Origin of the sequence: Paenibacillus sp. MDMC362 (assembly GCF_003269305.1) — a bacterium.
Lineage (GTDB): Bacteria > Bacillota > Bacilli > Paenibacillales > Paenibacillaceae > Paenibacillus_AQ.
On record NZ_QLYT01000036.1, the window covers coordinates 92,874 to 114,315 of the forward strand.

Annotated in this window: 22 protein-coding genes; all 22 read right to left on the reverse strand. The window is 41.3% G+C overall.

All coding sequences use genetic code 11. The annotated features are described in order from the left end of the window. Nucleotide 1 precedes the first annotated feature (1 nt). A complete protein-coding gene (locus DP091_RS18735; protein ID WP_113059717.1) occupies nt 2-730 on the reverse strand; it encodes an IspD/TarI family cytidylyltransferase in 729 nt (242 codons plus the stop codon). Between the two features lie 38 nt (nt 731-768). Next, complete coding sequence (locus DP091_RS18740; RefSeq protein ID WP_181469853.1) at nt 769-1,623, reverse strand: LicD family protein; 855 nt, start codon at nt 1,621-1,623, stop codon at nt 769-771. 31 nt (nt 1,624-1,654) lie between these two features. Beyond that, complete coding sequence (locus DP091_RS18745; RefSeq protein ID WP_113059719.1) at nt 1,655-2,935, reverse strand: polysaccharide pyruvyl transferase family protein; 1,281 nt, start codon at nt 2,933-2,935, stop codon at nt 1,655-1,657. Nucleotides 2,936-2,939: 4 nt separating this feature from the next. Beyond that, a complete protein-coding gene (locus DP091_RS18750) occupies nt 2,940-4,415 on the reverse strand; it encodes a hypothetical protein (RefSeq protein WP_113059720.1) in 1,476 nt (491 codons plus the stop codon). Nucleotides 4,416-4,617: 202 nt separating this feature from the next. After that, complete coding sequence (locus tag DP091_RS18755) at nt 4,618-5,724, reverse strand: glycosyltransferase family 2 protein (protein WP_181469854.1); 1,107 nt, start codon at nt 5,722-5,724, stop codon at nt 4,618-4,620. Nucleotides 5,725-5,729: 5 nt separating this feature from the next. Next, nucleotides 5,730-6,962, reverse strand: coding sequence for a flagellin lysine-N-methylase (gene fliB, locus DP091_RS18760; protein WP_113059722.1), 1,233 nt, complete (start codon nt 6,960-6,962; stop codon nt 5,730-5,732). Between the two features lie 71 nt (nt 6,963-7,033). Then, a complete protein-coding gene (locus DP091_RS18765; protein WP_113059723.1) occupies nt 7,034-10,207 on the reverse strand; it encodes an IPT/TIG domain-containing protein in 3,174 nt (1,057 codons plus the stop codon). 14 nt (nt 10,208-10,221) lie between these two features. Next, nucleotides 10,222-10,542: a hypothetical protein gene (locus DP091_RS18770; protein ID WP_113059724.1), complete on the reverse strand. Its 321-nt coding sequence runs from the start codon at nt 10,540-10,542 to the stop codon at nt 10,222-10,224. Between the two features lies 1 nt (nt 10,543). Further along, nucleotides 10,544-10,930, reverse strand: a complete 387-nt coding sequence (fliS, locus tag DP091_RS18775) for a flagellar export chaperone FliS (protein ID WP_113059725.1) — start codon at nt 10,928-10,930, stop codon at nt 10,544-10,546. 59 nt (nt 10,931-10,989) lie between these two features. Further along, nucleotides 10,990-12,510: a flagellar filament capping protein FliD gene (gene fliD / locus DP091_RS18780; protein ID WP_113059726.1), complete on the reverse strand. Its 1,521-nt coding sequence runs from the start codon at nt 12,508-12,510 to the stop codon at nt 10,990-10,992. 15 nt (nt 12,511-12,525) lie between these two features. Further along, nucleotides 12,526-12,870, reverse strand: coding sequence for a flagellar protein FlaG (locus DP091_RS18785; protein ID WP_113059727.1), 345 nt, complete (start codon nt 12,868-12,870; stop codon nt 12,526-12,528). An 80-nt stretch (nt 12,871-12,950) separates the two neighbouring features. Continuing rightward, a complete protein-coding gene (locus DP091_RS18790; protein WP_113059728.1) occupies nt 12,951-13,781 on the reverse strand; it encodes a flagellin N-terminal helical domain-containing protein in 831 nt (276 codons plus the stop codon). A gap of 169 nt (nt 13,782-13,950) precedes the next feature. Next, nucleotides 13,951-14,187 carry a carbon storage regulator CsrA gene (gene csrA, locus DP091_RS18795; RefSeq protein ID WP_113059729.1) on the reverse strand — a complete coding sequence of 79 codons (237 nt, stop codon included), beginning with the start codon at nt 14,185-14,187 and terminating at the stop codon, nt 13,951-13,953. After that, nucleotides 14,165-14,629: a flagellar assembly protein FliW gene (gene fliW / locus DP091_RS18800; RefSeq protein ID WP_113059730.1), complete on the reverse strand. Its 465-nt coding sequence runs from the start codon at nt 14,627-14,629 to the stop codon at nt 14,165-14,167. Before fliW ends, csrA begins: the two co-directional genes overlap by 23 nt. A 73-nt stretch (nt 14,630-14,702) precedes the next feature. After that, entirely contained in the window at nt 14,703-15,278 is a 576-nt protein-coding gene (locus DP091_RS18805) for a DUF6470 family protein (protein WP_113059731.1), read from the reverse strand. 12 nt (nt 15,279-15,290) lie between these two features. Then, nucleotides 15,291-16,184, reverse strand: coding sequence for a flagellar hook-associated protein FlgL (gene flgL, locus DP091_RS18810; RefSeq protein ID WP_113059732.1), 894 nt, complete (start codon nt 16,182-16,184; stop codon nt 15,291-15,293). Between the two features lie 12 nt (nt 16,185-16,196). Further along, nucleotides 16,197-17,768 carry a flagellar hook-associated protein FlgK gene (gene flgK / locus DP091_RS18815; protein WP_113059733.1) on the reverse strand — a complete coding sequence of 524 codons (1,572 nt, stop codon included), beginning with the start codon at nt 17,766-17,768 and terminating at the stop codon, nt 16,197-16,199. Nucleotides 17,769-17,786: 18 nt separating this feature from the next. Next, complete coding sequence (locus DP091_RS18820; RefSeq protein WP_113059734.1) at nt 17,787-18,287, reverse strand: flagellar protein FlgN; 501 nt, start codon at nt 18,285-18,287, stop codon at nt 17,787-17,789. After that, a complete protein-coding gene (gene flgM, locus DP091_RS18825; RefSeq protein WP_113059735.1) occupies nt 18,284-18,580 on the reverse strand; it encodes a flagellar biosynthesis anti-sigma factor FlgM in 297 nt (98 codons plus the stop codon). Before flgM ends, DP091_RS18820 begins: the two co-directional genes overlap by 4 nt. 87 nt (nt 18,581-18,667) lie before the next feature. Then, entirely contained in the window at nt 18,668-19,078 is a 411-nt protein-coding gene (locus DP091_RS18830; RefSeq protein WP_113059736.1) for a TIGR03826 family flagellar region protein, read from the reverse strand. Nucleotides 19,079-19,191: 113 nt separating this feature from the next. Then, the gene (locus tag DP091_RS18835) at nt 19,192-20,052 is read right to left on the reverse strand and encodes a ComFC family protein (RefSeq protein WP_113059737.1); all 861 of its coding nucleotides are present in this window, start codon (nt 20,050-20,052) and stop codon (nt 19,192-19,194) included. 101 nt (nt 20,053-20,153) lie between these two features. Continuing rightward, on the reverse strand, nt 20,154-21,442 hold a 1,289-nt coding region (locus DP091_RS18840; protein ID WP_113059741.1), incomplete at its 5' end, for a helicase-related protein.

Below are 21,442 nucleotides of genomic sequence, written 5' to 3' on the forward strand. Positions count from 1 at the left end.
CTCACAATCCAAAAATCTGAGAGTTCTCCCGAGCTTCATAAATAGCTCTGAAAATATAATAATCAAAAGGAGTCGTAATCTTGATATTTTCGACAGGACCTTCAACCGTATGAAGCTTATAACCATAATGCAGCATTAATGATGCCGAATCAACCATCGTCACATTATTATCTTCTAATGCTTTAAGGTGCACCGCCATAATATCATTAAGATAAAAACTTTGAGGAGCTTTGGCTATTTTCGCAAGATTTCGATCCTGAATATCAACAATTTCATTTAGATCATTCGTTCTAATTACGGTCTCTACAGCTTTAGTCACAGTGATCGCCGATCCAAATTGTTTTACCGTAGCTATATTATCGGAAATAACTTTTTCATTTATTAATGGTCTGACACCGTCGTGGATTAGAACGATTGTTTCTTTCGGGTTATCGCAGGATTCGTAGATCGCTTTTAGTCCATTAAATATCGATTGTTGTCCTGTCTCACCTCCGGGAACTACCCAGCGTACTTTTTCGAAGAAATGATGTCTTAGTTGTTCTTTAAGATAGTCAATCCAATTTTCGCGGCAAACAACGGCTATACTGTTAATCTCTTGACTGTACTCGAAATGTTCCAACGTATGAATAAGGATCGGTTTACCGTGTAACTCTAGGAACTGTTTTGGTTTTGATCTGCTGTTCATTCTGGACCCTGTGCCACCTGCGAATATTAGTGCAGTTGTCATCATCTATAATGCGCTTCCCCTCATACAATTAAAAATCCTTGTTATTTTAACTCTGTCGGTTCTATGAATGAGTAACTTGAGCAGGGAATATGGCTTGCTCTATCCTTTTCTGCCGGAGGTGTCATGTAGTCGTTATAAATCGATTTTAAATACCAGTCATATTCGGTGAACCCCAAAAACTTATGACCCTCAAATTCATACTCGCTTAAAGAGCTAAATAGACTCCTTGGAAAACCATAAGAGTGTTTTGGCGGATGGGGCGAACACATATGTCGAACTAATATTGATTGCTCATTCTTGTTACATAACTCAGCAATTGTATCTCTTAAATAAAATAGTGACTCTTTACTGATTTTCGATATGAGTTTGTAGTAAGTTCGTAAAAAAAAATTCGGATGTACGACCTTACCTACCTCAGACCATAAAGATTTCCGGATACAATAGCAAATAAATTTATGGGCGATCCTTCCTAAATAAGAATCCGGCACGCTATCTAAAGTGAAGATATCTACAAACACACCATTTTGTGATTTCAGATGCTCATGTCCTGCCCTGACGTACGAAGTACCCTTCCGAAGCAAGCGAGCATAACCCCACCTGTAAAATTTGTCTGTTTTATAATCCTGCAGGAAGAAACAAGAGTCGTTCAATTCTTTTTCGCAGGCATGTTTAAATCTATCGTAATCTTTCCTCAAGATCACAATATCTGCGTCAGGATCCCATGGGATGAATCCTTTATGGCGAACCGCACCGAGAAATGTCCCTCCATCTAAAGAGTACTTTATATTATGCTTTCGGCAGATACGATCAATTTCAATTAGTATTTCAAGCATATTCATTTGCATTTTGCGTAATTCGCTTTTAGAAAGTTCAACGTTTTGAACCTCTTTTCTCATTGCATATCTCATCGTTATCAATACCTTTAAATTAAATTTCAATGATATCCGTTTTGTTTTTGATCAGAAAACATCTTAATTTCTGTTCTTTCAGAAACTTAGATGCAAACTCATGAGCGGCTTCGGGAACAACAAAATAAATTAAATCCTTATTCAATCCAGGGATATCTTTGGATTTCTTGATTTTATAACCTTCATATTCACCGGTGTAGTACTCGTCTATAACTGTACATAAATTCCACTTTGGGAAATGATCGGCGATTATATGATGCAGGTTCATGGTCTCTCCCTTTACACCCCATAATGCATAATTTACTTGCTCCGGCAATTCTGATATTTGTTTCAATGAATCAATGATTCCTTTATTATACAGCGATCTTCGTCTATTCTCGTATAAACTGCTACAATTGTATAATAGGTGGTTTTCCTCATACGCTTTTTTTACTCTATAAATGAATTGTTTCTTGATTATCTCTTTATCCTCTTCGTAGTCGACAGGACTCGGATTCCAGTTGATTTTACTAAACTCGCCATGAGTATAGAGAGGCAAGTATTTATCAATCCATGCGAATCTACCATCAAAATTTTCACTGACAAGTATGACGGGAATCCCCATCGCCATGCAGGGTGCAGCTACATGTAATCTCGAAGTAACAACGAGACTAGCATTATTTTCATAAATCTTAAGTTGATTAACACCTTGTTGATAATAATTTTGTTCTTCCTCGTCTGTTAGAAAGATATCATCGGAAATCCTTGGAATATAGGGCATATGCGTAAGAAACTCCGAATTATCTAAAATACTTTGAGGAATAAAATTCTTCAGACTTGGGGGACAATCAACAAAGTAATTTTTACCATTTGTCGGCGTTTTTTGTCGTTTCGGTAACGTTGCGGTAACACATCCTGACAAATAAGAACGAATGCCATGACCTCTTAAAACAATCATCGTCTCTTCATCTCTACAACCTATAGGTTCATATGTTTTCAAATGCTGCACAAGCTCTGAATCTAAGTTGCGGGAGTGCAAATGAAAACTTACAAAAACAGGGATGATTTTTTCTGAAACAGGAAGAGCATTATGCTTTTCTCTATCAAAGATCATGTTAAAGCAATTAAACGGTAAAATGACATAGTCTCCGTCATATGTCTTTGATGAATTTCTATTGATTTTAACAAGCTCAAACTCCGGTATACCCATCTCTTCATAAATTTTAACCATTGCATAAGATTGAATGGGATCCCCCAAGTTTGTCCATTTTGTCCCATTGGGTCTAACTGCTTTTTTATAGGAGATAATTCCGTACCTCATCCAATCACCCCAGAAGACTAATTATTTGATGGTTTACTTTTTTGCCACAAGAGCCATCCGTATTTACTATTGAATTTCTTACATCCTTCAATCGCTCTGCTTTCTTTTCGTCCTTACCGGAAATAAGCATACGACAAAAATCTTCTATGCTGTAGCCATCATTTAAAAAGTAGCTTGAAAAATGATCAAAGACACATAATCTATCCTTTTTGGCTCCACTGGTTCCTCGAAGCATTAACACCGGCTTTCCAGTTGCGATATACTGACGTGCCCAAGAACTGGTGTCGCTTATCATCCCGAATGACGCAACGGTTGCAGGTAATGTACTTCCTGATTGATCAAGAATAGCATTCTCATGTTTCTGAACCATTTGAATGATCTCATTATACTCACCTAACAAAGCTGGCTTCATAGAGTAAATAGTGGTTCTTAGTAAAGGATGCGGTCTCCATATCAAAACTAATTCACTAAAAGACAATATGATTGATATTCTATGCTTTAATTCAGTAAGATAATTTGGAGCCACCAAAAGCGAACCAATGCTGCTATTTAATACAACTGCTTTCTTTCCTTCAATCTTCTTAATCCAATCTGTAGGAACTAGAATTTGCTCCTTGAACATATTTTTCACAGAGTCCAATTTAGGAGAACCAAGTACAAGTAATTTATTTTCACTCACTCCACAGTCTGAATACAATTTTTTGTGCATATCCGACTGCACAACGATTTGATCTACAGACTTAAGACATGATGTGAGGTGTTTCTGCGCAAAAGCTTCAACATTCGCATACGCTCCGGAAATAAAATATGGAACATAGACAAGCATATTCGTGTACTGTTTTAAATGATGTGAATAATATCTCGGATCAACTGAAGTAACCTTGTTGCTGTCATCATAAGGGTTATGAATATATATGATGTCAGGTAAAGCGGAACTTAAATCATAATTGTCATAGTGTACAATGGGGACGTAATCCGGAAACTGTCCACCCTCATAATGTATTGCTGCTACCGTTCTGTCTGGGTTCTTATCATAATAAGGGATCGGTACAACGGTCGCATTGCATCTCTTGTCTTCCTTGGCTGCCATCCATATACTTTCAAGGCTATCCCACATACTTGATTTATATGGCATGAATACGACCTCAATCTTAACCTCGGTTTCATGGATAAGTTCATCCTCCAAATTTTGGAGTAATTTTTTGAATTCATTTGCTAAATCTTGAACATGATGCCCAACTGATATCTCTTCGTGAATTGTCTTGAGTAAAACTTGCAATTCAACAATAAAATTGTGATAAAAATTGAATCGTTCTACAGTCAGTCCTTCATAGAGTATGTCAGATATAAAATTAAATGTTGTATAACAATCGTTTAGAACCACACCTACCTGTTGGGAACGTGACGTTACTGCGTAGCTAACCCCTTCCAAAATTGTTGGGAGAATCTCTATAATCTGATTCTGTACTTTCTTTCTCATAGTGAGCCTCCATCTATATTTACAATTGAATAACTCTAATATATTTATCGACTTTTAATTGTAATTAAGTAATGCTTAAGTTTATTCCTTCTATATTATAATCAAAAGATACATGGGGCTTGAACCCCGGTTTCGGATAGGACCTTACTCCCTTATAAAAAATAAAATGACCCGATACACAAAGTTTTCAGGTCATCATCCATCACATGGACAAACGTTTTATTTTTTCTATAGCAGGTTTGAAATTATATTCTGAGCTTTGAAGATAGTATTTAAATGCTTGTTCAACATTATTTGTCACTTCAAAATAGACGCCCAGATTAAATAAGGCTCTATACGAACCTACTCCCTCCACCGATTCATAAAGAGGATTCTTCACATCTCCCAAACGAATGCAGAATTCAAAAACATCCTGAATTGAAGAAAAGTTATGAATATCTTTTCTTTCTATTAGCGAAACACCATACAAGTAGTACAGATCCGTAAAGTCGGGATATAATTCTGTTGCGTCATTTATTAGATTGTCCAATATATCAAATTGCAAAGTATACAACAAGCAATAGCCGTAGGAAAGGAATACCGTTGACATAAATCTAGGTAACGCATCGAATTTTGAAACTGATATCATTCTGATTGAATCATCAAAATACGGAATTGCTTTTTGATAATCACCATTCACATAATATGTCTGCCCAATTTGATATTTCAAATAAATGGAATTCGAATCTATTGCTAATTGTTTATTCAACAACGTAAGATTTCGCTCTATTTTATGTTTTGTTTGAATTTCGGATTTTCGGTATCCATAATGGTCTATAACAATTTCAGTAGGCAGAACTTGCTCTAGCGGTTTATCATCATAGAATAGTTGTTCATGAATCATTCCTTTATAACAATAACCTGATAAATTAGGAAACAAGCGGGTAACAACAGAATTAACTATTGTGTTCTCATCAATAACATTCCTTATATTCACAGTTGCCGGAACCTTAACACAACTCCGAGTATATTGTTCGAGATATGTATAAGAATTTATGTTCAATGTTTCATCAGCATCAATCATTAAAATAAATGGCTGGCTGGCTACGCCAATCGCATAATTTCTAACTTCGGAAAAGTCATCATTCCAAGTGTAATTAAGAATAATTACATCTTCATGGGATGCAATGCTAATCGTTTTATCTGTAGAACCAGTATCAATTATAAGGATCTCGTTTACAACTGGTATAAGGGACCGAATACAATTTAAAATGTGCTGTTCCTCATTTTTAACAAGTACACAGGCTGAAACAGGTAAATTACTATTCACGAATATCATTCCTTTAGCATCGCAGCTATATGAGCAAGCTTATTTAATCCATTTGTTTCAAGCAGTTCCGTAATTGAATTTATATAGGAAGTGTTGTGCTCTACAACACGTGTAAAAGATTGAATCACTTTTAGTGCCATTTCAGGAACTAATCCTTTATAAGCACCAGAAACTCCAACGAGATGAATCCTTAGCATTGCATATAAAACAGACATTCTAATATACTGATCAAATACATTTCCCTGTTCCAAATTCGGAAACAAGTTTTCAAAAATATAATTAACTAAGTAATTTTCCAATATATAGCCATACTCTTCAATGAATTCAGCATAGTACAATGAGTAACTTTCCTTATATTTCTTTATTAAATCATTAAGATTAAAAGAGTCTTCATCTGTAATACCCAGCCCTGTTATCATATCAGAATAGCATTCCTTATACCTTGGAACTCCTCCACCATAAAGGTTTCTTGCTTGAATAAACTCTATTACAAGTCTTAGCTGTAAATCGAGGCTAATATGAACAGCCGATAAACTATTGATAAATTGTGGAGAATTTATCTTACTTCTATATTCATTGATTAATAATTCTACCTGATTAAAAGACTTTTCTTTCAAGAGAATTTTAAGTTTATCTATAAATAAACCAAGAAAAACCATTCGATCGCTTAACTGTAGATTTCGATTTTGGATTACTTCAATGGTGAAAATCCGTAAAGGTTCAAATAAATGCTCTCCATTGCTGGTTTTGGTTGTGTCTAAGGATTCTTTCATTCCCCATATCGGATTTACTTCATATTCCATGTGGTCAAATTCAATTCCATCTGGATTCATGAGTGCTAGTCTAGCTGCTTCCGGGCAAGACAATTTCGATGAGACTTCAACCATTCTATTTACTTTATTTACAATTCTAGGATAACTTGTGCAAGTAGAGGAAAGCATATGTTCACCAAGTTTTGCTTGAATTCCGCACAATCCACTTTCTTCTAACATAGGGCAACGTGCTTTTTGATCCATTACAATATAAGCATATTTTGATTCACTTGATTCTTCATTTTTAATACGCTTTATAGATTTTCTTAATTTCATCCCTAATTCCGGGTGTTTCAAATTTTTATAGTTCTTATATGTCTTTTTATCAAGGTTCACACGCCAACCAATACAACAACTATCTTCACATGCTGAACCAATACATGCAAATGATTTCATATATGTGGGTATGAGAACTTCTCGTTGCATAAAATCACTCCTGCACTTTTTCAATTTGAACAAAGGGGCCAATTGGCCCCTTTGTACCATTGTTGGATATATTATTTATACTCGAAATTCAACGTTCCACTCTCTTGCCCGTCAGGATTAATAATCGTAAAGGTTACAATCCCTTTCGATGTTCCTGCTGGTGTTTGGAACATAACACGGCGGGAGTTAACATACGTTGTATCATATAGTACACCATTAAAGTTAATCTTAGCACCCGATTTCAAATTACTTCCATCAATATAAATGAATGTCCCTCCGCTGAGTGGACCATATGCAGGTGAGACAGTTGTAACTACCGGAGGCAATGCTGGAGGAGGTGCATTATAGGTAAATGATGAAACTGCTGATAACCCGCTAGGGTTAGTAATTTTAAACTCTACAGTACCAGAAACTGATGAAGCTGGAGTAGTGAACATAATTCTTGATGCATTGACATAGGTTACTGGTACACTTACGTTATTCAGTGATGCAGTTACGTCTTTAACAAAATAAGAACCATCCACATAAACAACTGTACCTCCAGCCATCGGCCCGGAGTTTGGAGACAGTAGTTTAATCGTTGGAATATCTTCCTGATAAGTAAATGCACCTACCATTGTATGGGATTTACCGTCAGGATTAATAATAGTAACATCAATACTTCCAGTTGTGTTTGATGCTGGTACTGTTACTCTAACATTTGTAGAATTTAGGTAAGCCGTTAAAGTTAACTGCTTATCGCCAAAAATTACAATTGCATTCTTTTGGAAACCAGTTCCATTAATATCAATCAGATATCCTCCTCTTGTACTACCAACACTAGGGTTGATGCCCGTAATTACGGGATCTGGGTAAACAGGAGGCGGGTCGTATGAGAAACCACTCGGGAGTGTACTTGATTGTAAATCAGCATTTACTACCTTTACATCGACAGGCCCGGGTAAACTTGAAGCAGGCGTTACTGCCATTATTCTTGTGGAGTTAACATATGTAGCACCAAGATCAACTTCTCCTCCACTAGTTACAAAGTACATTTTTGTACTCGAGTTATATCCTGAACCATCCACATAAATTGTGGTATTTCCTTTTAAAGGGCCATTTGCCGGTGTAATAGCCTTAATCTTTGGAGCCGGCAGCTTTGGCGGCTCATCGTACGTAAACGCATCTTCATATAGCGTGCTTTGCTGGTCCGGGTTAATGACCGTGATATCAACAGTTTCGGACGTAGACCATCCCGGACTTGTAATAAGAAGTCTCGTGTTATTTACAAAGGTTACTTGCGGTTCTCTATCTGTTCCCCAGATAACTTTAGCACCAGCAACAAAATTCTTTCCGTCAATGTAAACTGGAGTACCACCCGCTAGCGGACCGTGATTCGGACTAACGGAAGTAATCGACGGTGCAGGTGGAGGCGGAGGCGATACGTATTGATATACCTGAAGTAATTCTGACGATGTTCCATCCGTATTTACTACTTTTACATCAACGGCCTCTTCCTGCAACCAAGCAGGTGACATCACTGTCAATTTAGTAGGACTGTAGTATACAAGCCCCGTGGCTTCAACATCACCAAAGAAGACCTTACTGTCTTTCTTGAACATCTCACCGTTTAACGTTACCGTTTCACCCCCTGTTGTATATCCCGTTGAAGGAGATATAGATGTTAATTTTACTGTCGGGAGAGGGGTGTATGTAAAAGCATTAGGTACTGTGACAAGGGTCCCGTCCGGATTTTCTATTGTTACATCAACAGATACTGGATCTGTTCCTGCCGGCGTGACGGCGTTCAAGTATATTGATGAGTAACGTGTGACTGTTGGGGAGTAATTTTCACCAAACTTCACTTTAACTCCCGGTAAAAAGTACTTTCCATTGATCATAACAAGTGTACCACCTGCTACCGATCCTGTATTTGGAGATATTTGACTCACTTCCGGATCAACATAGTAATTAAAGTTTGCAGCCGCAGCTTGACCATCCGTATTTATCACCGATAGTTTAACTTGCCCCTGTGCACCTTGAGGAGTTATTACCTTTAACTCCTTATCGCTTACAAAAGTGACTGAACTTGAGGTATAACCCCCGAAGGATACTTGAGGATTAGGAAGAAAATTCTCACCTATAATTGTAATCTCTTCTCCTCCAGAAACTTTCCCCTTATCAGGTGTCACTGATGTAATAATGGGAGCCGGGTATTTTACTTTGATATATTGTGACGGAATAAAGTATGTTCTGTTAGCTCCTGAATAGTCCTTATAAGTAATAACTGATGTTGATTTAGTAGCCGGGAAGGTACCCGCTTTTGAAGCTAGTTTATGACGAACTTTATAACTAAAGGACAAGGTATCATTTTTCAACTCTAAAAAGTTCCAAGTAAGCGTGTTTCCATTTACCGTTGGCTTAGGAATATTATGTTCATATGAACCTGCCACGATTTCAAAATTATCATTAACATTCTCAGTTACAACAACGTCATATGCACTCGCCAATCCAATTTCTTGAACGATTGCAGCATAGATTTCCGACAATCCAACTGATCCTAATACAAAATGATGATGGTGTGAAGTTGTAGCCATATTCTTCAGCAAAACGTTCGGAGCACTTGTAATTGGATCCTCATTGGTATTCAATAAAGCAATTGTGTAAAATACAATACCTGCATCTTTTGCTTCTGATGCTTTTTTTAATGTATAGTCAAAGGCGTTTAATCCATCTCCTGTACCAGTTGCTTGACCGTCAGTCATCAAAACAATAACTGGTTGTGCTTCTTCACGGTGATTTGACAGCAGTTCTTTTGACTTTTCAATAGCAGCACCTGTTGATGTACCGCCACCAGCTCTCAGAGTATCAATATATGCCTTGGCACTTTGAGCATCGGAAGTTAAATCAAACGAGGCGGCGGTATCACTATAATCAACGATTCCGACACGGTGCTTCGAAAGATCCATTAAATCTATAAATCCTTTTGCTGCACTTTTAGCGCTATCCATTTTCTCGGTTCCCATACTTCCGGACCTATCGATTATGAGAATAACATCATTCGGTTTTACAACATTAACCGGTGGCGTTCCTTTAATATTTAGTGTAACCTCAGTTTCACCACCGACTAAAATTTCGGAGGGATTTACAGATTTAGTAGCAGTCACATAATCGCTTGAAGCTTCCGCAAAGTGCATGGGAGCTATGCTTAAACCTACTATAAGTGTAAGCAGTACCATAAAGATCTTTTGAAACCTAAGTTTCATATTTACCCTCCTATCTAAAATTTCCCGTCATAAAAGTATGATTCATTTACACCTGCTGAATCATAGCTTCTTGACACCCTGGAAGAAAGTGCGTGAGTTTGTTGCATTTGGTTCATTGATTCAGTAACAAGCATCTTTACTGAATCATTTAATTCTACCAATTCATTAAGCATATCAATTTCTACCTGGTTATATTCCTCTTCTTCTCTTGTTTGCAATAGATGATAGAGATGGTCAATTTCATTTTCTCTAGCCAATAGACCTTTCACATCCCCTTGTTGCAAAACCTCTTCAAGCACGCATCTTAAAGCTAACATAGTTTGGTATCGATCCATATTAATTCCCCTTGCCATTCTTCACAAGATGTACTGCTTCCTTCCAAGTCATGGCAAACTCTTTTGCAAACTCGATCACTGACTCCAACAATTCCAGTTCTCTTTTAATCACAAATGAATTAAGTTGAGATAAATAAAATTGATATAGCTCTCGAAGTTGACCCGCTAATTCATAATCAAAATTCAACGTCCCAATTAATTCATATAAAATCGCTTGGGCCCCATGAATTTTCTCTAACATCTCAGTTTGTTGATTCTTACTAAATAGCATTTTTGCCATATTCAGTTTACGATACAACTCTTCATATAAAAGGAGGGTCAATTCACCCGGACCAGCCGTTTCTACTTTTGTTTTAATATATTGTTGTTGATGATTTAATGCGTACATTTATTACCTCTCCCTTTTTACTCTTAGTTAAATATGATTCTGAATATGGCTCTGCTTAATTAACCACCTAACTGAGACGTAAGCCAGGAACCTTGATTATTTAACTTTTGTAACGCTAGTTCCATAGCAGTGAACTGCTTGTAGTATCGATCTTCAATTAACTTCAATCGACTTTCCCAAGTTGACATCTTGTCATTAATTGTATCAATTTGTTTACCCAACTGACTTCCATCAACTTGATCTGATACAGTGACCGTTCCTATTCTGTTAATCATTTTGTTAATGCTTGAAGTTAGAGTAGAATAAAGCCTTTCAGCATATCCAATCTCACTTTGGTAATTCTTATCCTTAGGATCCAGTTGGCTTGATTTTGTAAACAACTGCATCACACCATCTGGATCTTTCGCCACTGCTTCATTAAGTTTAGCTTCATCCAGCTCTAGCTTACCTAATTCACTTGTCATTCCTTTGGTGTAAGATTTAAAGGTCACTCCTATATCCGATAGAGTATTCATCTCATCTTTTAAGCCACTCACTTGATTTACAAGTGAGCTTCGCAAACTAGATAACGTTCCCTGTAGAATATCGTCCCGATAAAGCAAACCCGATTTAGCTTTTGTTTCCCAAAGTTCGATCTGCTTTTCGGACATTGCTTCCTTTTCTTCATCCGTTAAAGGTGTGTAACCGCGGTTAGGCGTCGTTTTAATCTTCTCATTTACAGAGTCCACCAAAGCATTGTATTTCTCAACAAATCCTTTGATCTGATCCACAATATTAGAAGTATCCCTGGTAACAGTTACTGAAACCGTAGATGTAGACACCCCTTTTAAATCAAACCGAACGCCATTGAACTCAAATGCATTGTTAGCGAATTCTAAAGATTGGCCGTTAACAACCACTTTTGCATTTGTACCGGTGACCGCTTTATTTTCTTGAACGACAGAGCCATCTGGATTCACCTTATCAACAATTGTTGTTAGCCCAAAAACTTGAGATGCTGTACCGTTACCATCATCATTGATTAAAATAGAGGATGAACTCCCTGATGTGCTAGAGCTTAGCATAAATCTTCCATTAATACTATCGTAACTCATAGTCACTCCAATATTAGCAGCATTAACCTCTTTCATCACAGATTCATAGGTAGAATCCGGGGTCACTTGAATAGATTTTGGTGGGCCTTTTGGTCCTACAATCTCGAATGATCCTGTTGCAGGAACTTTTGATTTAAGATCAACAACCACTTGCTCCCCAGCCACCAGAGCACTGGAAGCCAAGTTATCCACTCGTACAGAAAACCCTCCACTTACTGCAGATGACGAGGCAGTAGCTATTATTATACTTGTATCACTGCTAGTTGCGCTTTGTTTGTTGTATGCATTAGAAAATCTCATCTTATCAATCGATGTTCGCATAGCTGTCAACTGAGTATTTATTTCCCGGTAAGAGTCTCGTTTCCAGGATATTGTCTGTTTCTGTTTGGTCAACTTCTCTAGGGGTATTCTCTCGACTTTCATTAGATCTCTGATAAGTGTATCTGTGTCCAAACCAGAGGCCATTCCACTAAATCGAATTGGCATGTTTCCCCTCCTCTTTTATTTCCTTTCATCAAGAAATAAGCCAACCTGATCAATCAAATTCTGAACCAGATCAAGATATTTCTCTGGAGGAATCTCACGTAATACTTCATTGGTTTCGGTATTCAAAACCTTCACGACTAATTGCCGACTCTCCTCATGAACCGACCATTTCAAACGGGTATCCAATCGCCGCAGCACCTTATTACCGTGCTCTATCAAATCATTAAGTCGCTTTTCGCTCACACTGGGCACATTATCTAGAAGCGACTGTGTCTGGCTGCTTATTCCCCCTGTATTCTGATTCGACGAAATTAGCCCCTGTCGTGGAAGAGTTTTATCAGTGAACGAATCGATACGCACTCAATTCAGCTCCCCAATTTATATTTTATAGAAAAAAGCCAGCCGGATAACCCGGCCGGCCCAATAAAACAAATAGCATATTAACGAAGCAATTGCAGTACACCTTGTGGTTGCTGGTTAGCTTGAGCCAACATAGCAGTTGCAGCTTGTTGAAGAATGTTAATCTTGGTGGATTCGCTCATTTCTTTCGCCATATCTACATCACGGATACGGGATTCTGCAGCTTGCAGATTTTCAGAAGTTGTTCCCAAGTTGTTGATAGTATGCTCCAAACGATTTTGAACAGCACCAAGGTTAGCGCGGTTTTCAGAGACTTTATCGATTGCATCTTGAACTTTAGTCAAGTTAGCTTTTGCAGTAGCGTTAGTACCATCCAACTTGGCGGTTGAACCAAGACCAGTAATACCCAATGTAGCAGCAGTTGCTTTTTGAAGATTTAATGTGATAATTTGATCCTCATTAGCTCCGACTTGGAAGGTAAGGGCTGCTGGTGCTGCGTTCCCTAACAAGTTCTTAGTGTTGAAACTAGTTTGGTTTGCAATATCGTCAATTTGGGCAGTCAATTGAGCGATTTCAGCATCAATTTTAGCAGTATCAGAAGTAGTCAAGACTTCATTCGCACCTTGCGTATACAACTCAGCCATACGTTGCAACATGGAGTGAGTTTCATTCAAAGCACCTTCAGCTGTTTGAATCAGAGAAATACCGTCAAGTGCGTTTTTGTTAGCCTGTTCCAAACCGCGAATCTGATTACGCATCTTCTCGGAGATTGCCAATCCAGCTGCATCATCGGCTGCACGGTTAATTCTATAACCGGAAGACAATTTTTCAAGAGATTTGCTTTGCGCACTGTTGTTTGCAGTAAGTTGACGTTGTGTGTTGTAAGAAGCGATATTATGGTTGATACGCATGATTAAATTCCTCCTTGGAATGTGTTGGTGATTAGCATCCTTGCTTCACCCATTTTTGTGATCGAAACTATGACATTCGGCCGTCACTGCCATGACTTTCGACCCTATTATATTTATCGGTAGCGCTGCAATATTGTTTATAGCTGAATAATATATTTTTTGAATTATCTTATTTTTTTTTCTGTGTAACCACCTGGTGCAGAATGTTTTGGATATCCTCATTAAAATTTATAGCTTGCTGATTCTGCTGCTTAATCGCCTCATAGAGTTCTTCACGGTAAATCGTTATGTTCGAGGGTGCTTCAATACCGATCCTGACTTGATCCCCGTTAATTTCTATAACAGAGAGAACAATATTATCATTAATCATAATCTTCTGTCCTTTATTCCTGGATAGGATCAACATCAGAATCCTCTCCTTTCGTCCTTTCTAACAACGACTTCTTAGTCGAATAACCACCATTGTCCAAGATAATTTGAGCAGCAACATTTCTAACTCTGTTAAGTACAACAGGGGCCTTTAAATTGCAAGTGATATCTTCAGTAGAACGAACAGTAACGACTACCATCACTTGTAAATCCATCTCACTCTCTACCCCTAAAGCTTCTATCCAATGAGGTTCTAATTGGAATTCATAATCTTTAAAAAAGACAAACGGATCGGTCAAAATAAAGGTGAGATTTTCATCTTCAACGGATTGTAAAAATTCAAAAGGATGACTGTCCTCTTCTGACTGAACAAAAATATATCTAGCCAGCCCTTCGAAACCGAACAATGGACTTACAAAAGTAATTACCTGATCATTTTCCGCTTTTATTGGACCGAATCTCTTTGTATTAACTATCATGTCTGTATTCCTCCCATTCTAACAACAATAGCTATAATGACACTTGTCCATTATAGCTATTGTAAACCTGTAGTTAGACAACTGTATCCAGTTGATTCCCTATTACAGATATATTTATATAATTTTTTTGTGTTAAATAAGTACTGACCTTACCAGGCTGGTAATCAATTACAGGTTTGTAAGTTTCAGGATTAAAAGTAACCCCACCTGGAATATAAGTAGTATTGACCTGTCCGGGGATGAAGGTAATCTCCACATTGTCATATCCCGGTTCACCCATTACTTCAACTCTTGGCCGGTCCTTAAACACATTTTCCCTAGCAATCTCGGCAAACACGCTCCCGCCTTGTTGAATAGCCATCATCCGATCCCCGTTGCGGGCAATCTCTGCAATGTTTTGCATTGATATTTGTAGCGAAGACTGGGCTAAACGGTCCGTCAGTTCTTCGATTCGTGGCTTTCCCAGTGCAGACCATGCCTTGCGCGAATCAATCATCAAACTTGGCATGGTGCGCTCCATCTCTAAAACACTCGACTGTCGGTTCATATTTAAGGACGGTCTAGGCTGCTCAATACTCTGTTGCCCCTTCGTCGTTTGAAGGCCAATCTGTGAGTATCCTTGTTGAAGTTGTATCCGGGGGATATTCATCCATATCCTCCTTTATCTTAGGAAATCCATTAAACTAGGTCGAATAATTCGAGCCATGGTATCCAAGGAAGCTTGGTATATACTCTCAGAAGTTTTGAGATCAATAATAACTTTTGAAATATCTGCGTCTTCTACTTTGGATTGTAAATCCATGTAATTTACATTTAAATCGCCAAGTCTGCTAAGCGTAAATTCCAGGCGATTTTGTTTACCGCCCATTTCCGCTTGGGCGGTAATTGTCGTCTCCAAATTTTTCTGCAAAAAAGGTATGGCACTTTGAATACCTGCTGTATCATCAGCAAGCAGCGCCTTCTTTAGATTATCTACCACAGCAAATATTCCCGAAGTGTCTCCATATGCTCCAAACACTTGCTCACCCAAAGTGTTTACAGACACCGTGATCCCAGCACCAACTTGATACCTTACTTCGCCATCATCCAAAGCATATGAGGTTTGGGTTGGATCCTCAGGGAATGGCTTTTCATCGGTTCTCTCACCATTGAAAATATACTTCCCTTTGAATTGCGAATTGCCGAGAGAAACCAACTGCTGGAATAACTGATCCACCTCAGCGGCAATGTTTTCCCTAGCATCCTTTGGTACCGTATCCGTTCCGCCCTGCACCGCCAGCTCCGAAAGCTTTTGGATAATCTGTGTGACTTCGGTCATTACCGTATCCCCATACTTTAGCCATGCATCCGCATCATCCGCATTTTGCTCAAACTGCGTTGTAGCCGTGATCTGACCACGGTATTGGAGCGCACTTGCTACACCCACCGGATCGTCGGAAGGACGATTAATCCGTCGCTGGGTCATCATTTGCTCCTGATATTTATCCAGTCTGCGGTAATTGCCTTGCAGGCCGCTCATCATGGAGCTGGTCATCATGGATTGGGTTATGCGCATGATTCATTCCTCCTATCTGCCGACGACGCCGGTACCGTTGATTAATTTGTCCAGCATCTCATCAATGGTAGTAACCACACGTGAGGATGCGCTATAGGCATGCTGGAAGCGGATCAGATCCGACATCTCCTCATCAAGCGACACACTGCTAATCGATAGACGAAGTGTATCTGCATGCTCAACCAGCAAGGTGCCGTTCTCCACCATCTTGATGGCATTGCTGCTGTCCGTACCCAATTTGGAGATAACGGACTGCAGATATCCTTCAAAATTCGTAATATCGCTTACCGCACCGTTGCTATTGTTCGGATTAAAACTAAACGTACGTTCAGACAACCCAGCGATCAGAAGCGCCATGCCGCCGTTACCTTTCAAAACGACCTCGGAGGTTGTACCATTCGGATCCGTCTTCATTTCGGTCCGCAAGGAAGCGCCGATGTTCTTCAGATCGGATTGGATCGTCTGGCTTAATCTCATATTCCCAGCGGTAATTGGCCCGCCGTTAGCAGATACAAAGAAGTCGCCGCCGGTTGTGGCCGGCTCATTAAGGGTATAACCCAGCTTATGTAATCCGTTTAGGCCATCAACCGTATGTTTCACATCCTCAGCAAGCTTCCGAGGATTATTCGCATCCATCACGGCATTCGGGATATTCACGCCTGGAGGTAAGATCGTTCCAGCCGGCAGGGTCACTTCCACTTTGCCTGTAGCCAGTGTGTTCGCCATAATGTTCAGCTGGGTGATATATCCTTGAACATGCACATCTCGGGAGGTCACATAACCGGCAATCTCCCCGCCGGTCAATGCGCCCGCAATTGCGTTCGTAATCGGTGTGAACGCCATATCATCAACCACGACCTGGTTGCCAAACGTCACTTGATATACGTCACCGGTCTCCGTTACATTCACGTTCCCTAGCAATGATAACTGATCAACGAGCAAATCCCGCTTATCACGCAGGTCGTTCGCATTATCGCCAAGACCCTCGATCCGTTTAATACTCTGCGTCAATTCCGTCACTTGCTCGATATAGTTGTTAGCTTCCGCTACCTTGGTGTCGATGCGGGAAGTCAAGTTATTGCTGAGGGTATCCAATTGAGAGTAAATATGGTTAAACGTCTCCGTCAAAGCGATCGCTTTCTGCTGAACCGCCATACGAGCGGACAAGTCGGTGTCACTAGGATTCTTGCTCAGCGTCTGCCAAGCCGTCCAGAACTCGGCAATGCTCGCGCTCAAGCTGCTGTCCGAAGGCTCGTTAAAAATCCCCTCAATATTCGAAAGCGTCTCTTGCTGAACGCTCCATGTCGACAAATTCGTGTTCTGATTACGGTATTCGATATCCAATAAAAAGTCCCGAACCCGCTGGATGCTCTCCGCTTCTACGCCCATTCCAAGCTGACCTGCGGCTTGGGATCGCTGCATTCCCGGGAATGCAATCGGGTTAGCTGCAACCAGGCGAGTAGTCTGACGGGAGTATCCCGGGGTATTGGCGTTCGTAACGTTATGACCAGCTGTGTTAATTGCAGCTTGCTGGGCAATCAAGCCCCTCTTTCCGATTTCGAGCAAATGAAATGTGGATCTCATCTACATTTTCCTTTCTGCTTATGCCCTGGTATCAAACATGCTCCGGCCCTTGCCGGCAGGATTCTGATGCTTCGGATGCTGATAGAGCAAATCATCCTCCGGACGACTAACTAACAAATTCAAACTGTAATCAATGAACGCTAGGGATTGCTCAATGAGCTCTCGGTTAATCGCATTCAGCTCTTTGAGTTCCATGAGCCTGTCCATTAATTGCTGCTGCACATCCTGCAGCTCAGTTTTTTCCTCCGGGTTAAATACGAGACGAGTCATTTCAGTAACCGTCAGCTGAAGCTGGGAGCGGATGCCCTTCTCACGTAAAAAATCATCTGCGGCACCTTGACGCAGCGCTTCCGTTTCCGCCACCTGCTTCAGCAGGCGGTTCTCCTTGGTCATGACCGCTGTAAGACGTTCCACATTATTATCCAGAATGGCTTGCCTTTTATCTTTCCCTGCCTCTATGAGCTGCTGATGCAGCTCATCCTGACGCTTCATATAATCGATTATGGACCTAGCACTCACTTGGACTCACCTGATTTATTGTAGGATTGAAAATACGGGAGCATTTTGTCTGCCAGACGATCAACCGGCACTTCATATGTGCCGTTGGTTACAGCTTCCTTCAGACGCTGAATTTTCTCCGCGCGTTCCGGATCCTGTACTTTACTCTGTGCACTCAGTTCCATCGCCTCCGGGGAGATTGATACTTCATCCTTGCGGCGTTTCTTCTTATCGATATGCTGCATCTCCCGAGATTCAATATTCCGTTGATACGAATTGATGCCGTTCACACGTCCCGATTCGTTAATCTTCACGCCCTATTCACCTCACTTAAAATAAAAGACCGATAAGCTTTACTAAGTTTATCGGCCGGATATGAAACATTGTTAATAGTTCAAAAGTTAGTATTTGCGCAGTTTATCGACTGCACTGTAAGTCTCTCTGTCTTTGCGGGACCCTGGCTGGTGTTCCTGGTCGCCAGCAGCCGCCTGTCTTAGCTCCCTCGTTAATCGCGTCCGGCAGGACTCGCACATATTGCTCTCGCGAATCAACGTTCCGCATACTTCGCAAGGATACGCCAGGTTTGGCGCGTTCGCAATCGAGATCCGGCCTTCCTTGATGAACTTCGTAATTTGCCGCACAGATACTTCCGTAGCTTCAGATACCTCGTGAATCGTTGCACCTTTTTGCTCACGAAGGAAGGTTGCGCATTTCTCATATTCTTTCTCAATAACCTTCATGCATTCAGGACATAATTCCCGAATATTCACCGTATATAACTTGCCGCACCGAGGGCAATTCCCCAGATTCATGCTCAACAACCTCCATGCCACATAGAACCTTTGATACCCCTAGATTACATGATCTTAGGCCATACGTCTATCATCAGGTAACAGAATCCACACATTTTTCCTATTTTAATCATTTACGAACGAGCCCAGGTTAAACTATAAATCTCGACGGGCATTTTCATAAGGGATTCGCATCTCCGCAAAACCTGCGCACAAGCATTAATCGTACTTCCCGTTGTATAGATATCATCAATCAAAAGTATACGAAATGGTCCTTTGAACAGGGATGCTCCCTCTTCAGAATGAGTATGCTCTGCGGCCTGGCTACTTATAGACAAAAGCATATCGGGTCCATTTTGAAATGCACCGAAAACACCCTCCATAGCCTTCAACCGATCCATCCGGTTTTTGAAGCTCTGTTTATCCGTATGACGTCTACGTTCCAACATCCGTACATAAGGCACTTTAATTCGAAGCGCAAGCCCCTGTGCGAGTACCTCCGCTTGATTGAAGCCCCTCTCCTGAAGCCTTTCCTCACTGACCGGAACCGAAGTGACGGCATGTACATTCCATGGCATGTTACTAGATTTCCGTGACCCCTTATTGCCCAAATGGATGTTTGCTTCCCGATGGAGCATTGCGTATGCCCGCAGCATCATCTCTATCAAAAGAGGAGCATAACGTTCATTCCCTCTATATTTGTACTGCGCCAACCACTCTCTCATCTGCGTATCGTAGGTTACCGCACTTCGGTTCAAAACAAAGCTTCGATCGTTCATCCCTAAACGAGTACAGTCGGGGCAGCCGATTCCCCGCCCGCAACGCCAACATTTAGGTTTCATAATCCAGGGGATATTCCGATAACAGGCACGGCATATGCCCGGAAGTTCCCGGGTGAATGAACCTGTTTTTCCACAAGCTAGACAGATTTCGTCAATTGGTTTGAGCAAACGATGCATATGCCCGATCAGATGGCTAAAGGCGTTTGAAATCAATATGTTCCTTCCTTTCTCAAAGAGTTGGAATAGAGAATAATGAGACATCAACTCAACGGGTAAAAAGACTACAAAACAACAACGCGAATATATTGTCATCACTATTCCGGGAATCCCCTACTATTCGACAATTCCTGAACAGATCGTAAATACCCTCCCTTACGGGCAATTCTGTTCATCGCTTTGATTTGCCGGACTGCCGAGCTTTGACTCCGAGTCCATTGGGGCGCAGCAAAAACCACCCGTCCCGCCGGGTCATCCTTCGATCGGCCCGCGCGGCCGGCCATTTGAATCAATGCAGCTTCGTCAAAAAGCTCACTGTCCGCATCCATAATAAACACGTCACTCTTAGGAACCGTTACCCCGCGTTCAAGAATGGTCGTTGTCACAAGCAAGCGAATCTCACGGTTACGAAAGGCCATCACTTTGCTTGTCCGTTCCGAATCAATGGATGAAGTCCCTTCAATCGGCATGTTGGCGATCGCCTTGCGAAGCAGCTCCAGAATCGGAGCAATATGCTTGATCCGGGAAACGAACAGGAACACTTGAGCACCACGGGAAAGAGATGCACTCAGACTGCGAACCAGGAGTGGGGGAAGCTTTTTTTCTTGTAGACAGCGGTTCACCGTCAAGATTTTCAGCTTTTGTGGAACGGGTAACGGATGACCGTGGAAGCGTGCGGGGACTTTGGCATGTGGCAATCTCCCTGCAGCCGCCTCACGCTGTAACGGTGTTGGCGGAGTGGCTGATAGGTAGATATACTTCCCTCCTATTTTGCAAGCGCCTTTGGCCGCGTAATCCAGCATCGGATCATTATGATAAGGGAAGGCATCAATCTCGTCGATCACCACCAGGTCAAAAGCTCTCTTGAAACGCAGCAGTTGATGCGTCGTTGCCAGCGTGATGCTCCCCCGCTTCCAGCGGTCCGGACTCCCACCATATAACGTGACCACCGTCTCCGCGGGAAAAGCCTTGGATAAACGTGGTGCCAGTTCGAGCACCACATCCCGTCTTGGCGCGGCAACCAGCACGCGTCCACCCGCATCCAGAATCGACTGCAGCAGCGGAAAGATCATCTCAGTCTTTCCGGCACCGGTCACCGCCCAGATGAGAAACCGGGCGGGCCCCGCGGAGCCCCCTGCGGGCGGCTCCGCCAAGAACCGCAGCGCAGCGCCAGCGGCGGCGCTCTGCGCTGCGCTTAGCCCCCACCGGCCTAAGGCCGCGGTGGGGGAACCCCCGGCCGTGCCCCGCACGGCCGATCCTGCTGCGCCATGCAGCAGCAGGGAACAGGCGCGGCTGCGCCCCATCGCGAGGCAGGCCTCGCAATAGGCGCAAGCCGCCGAGCCGCACGCGGCGCATGCCGTGCGGCTTCGGGCCTCGCTGCCGCATC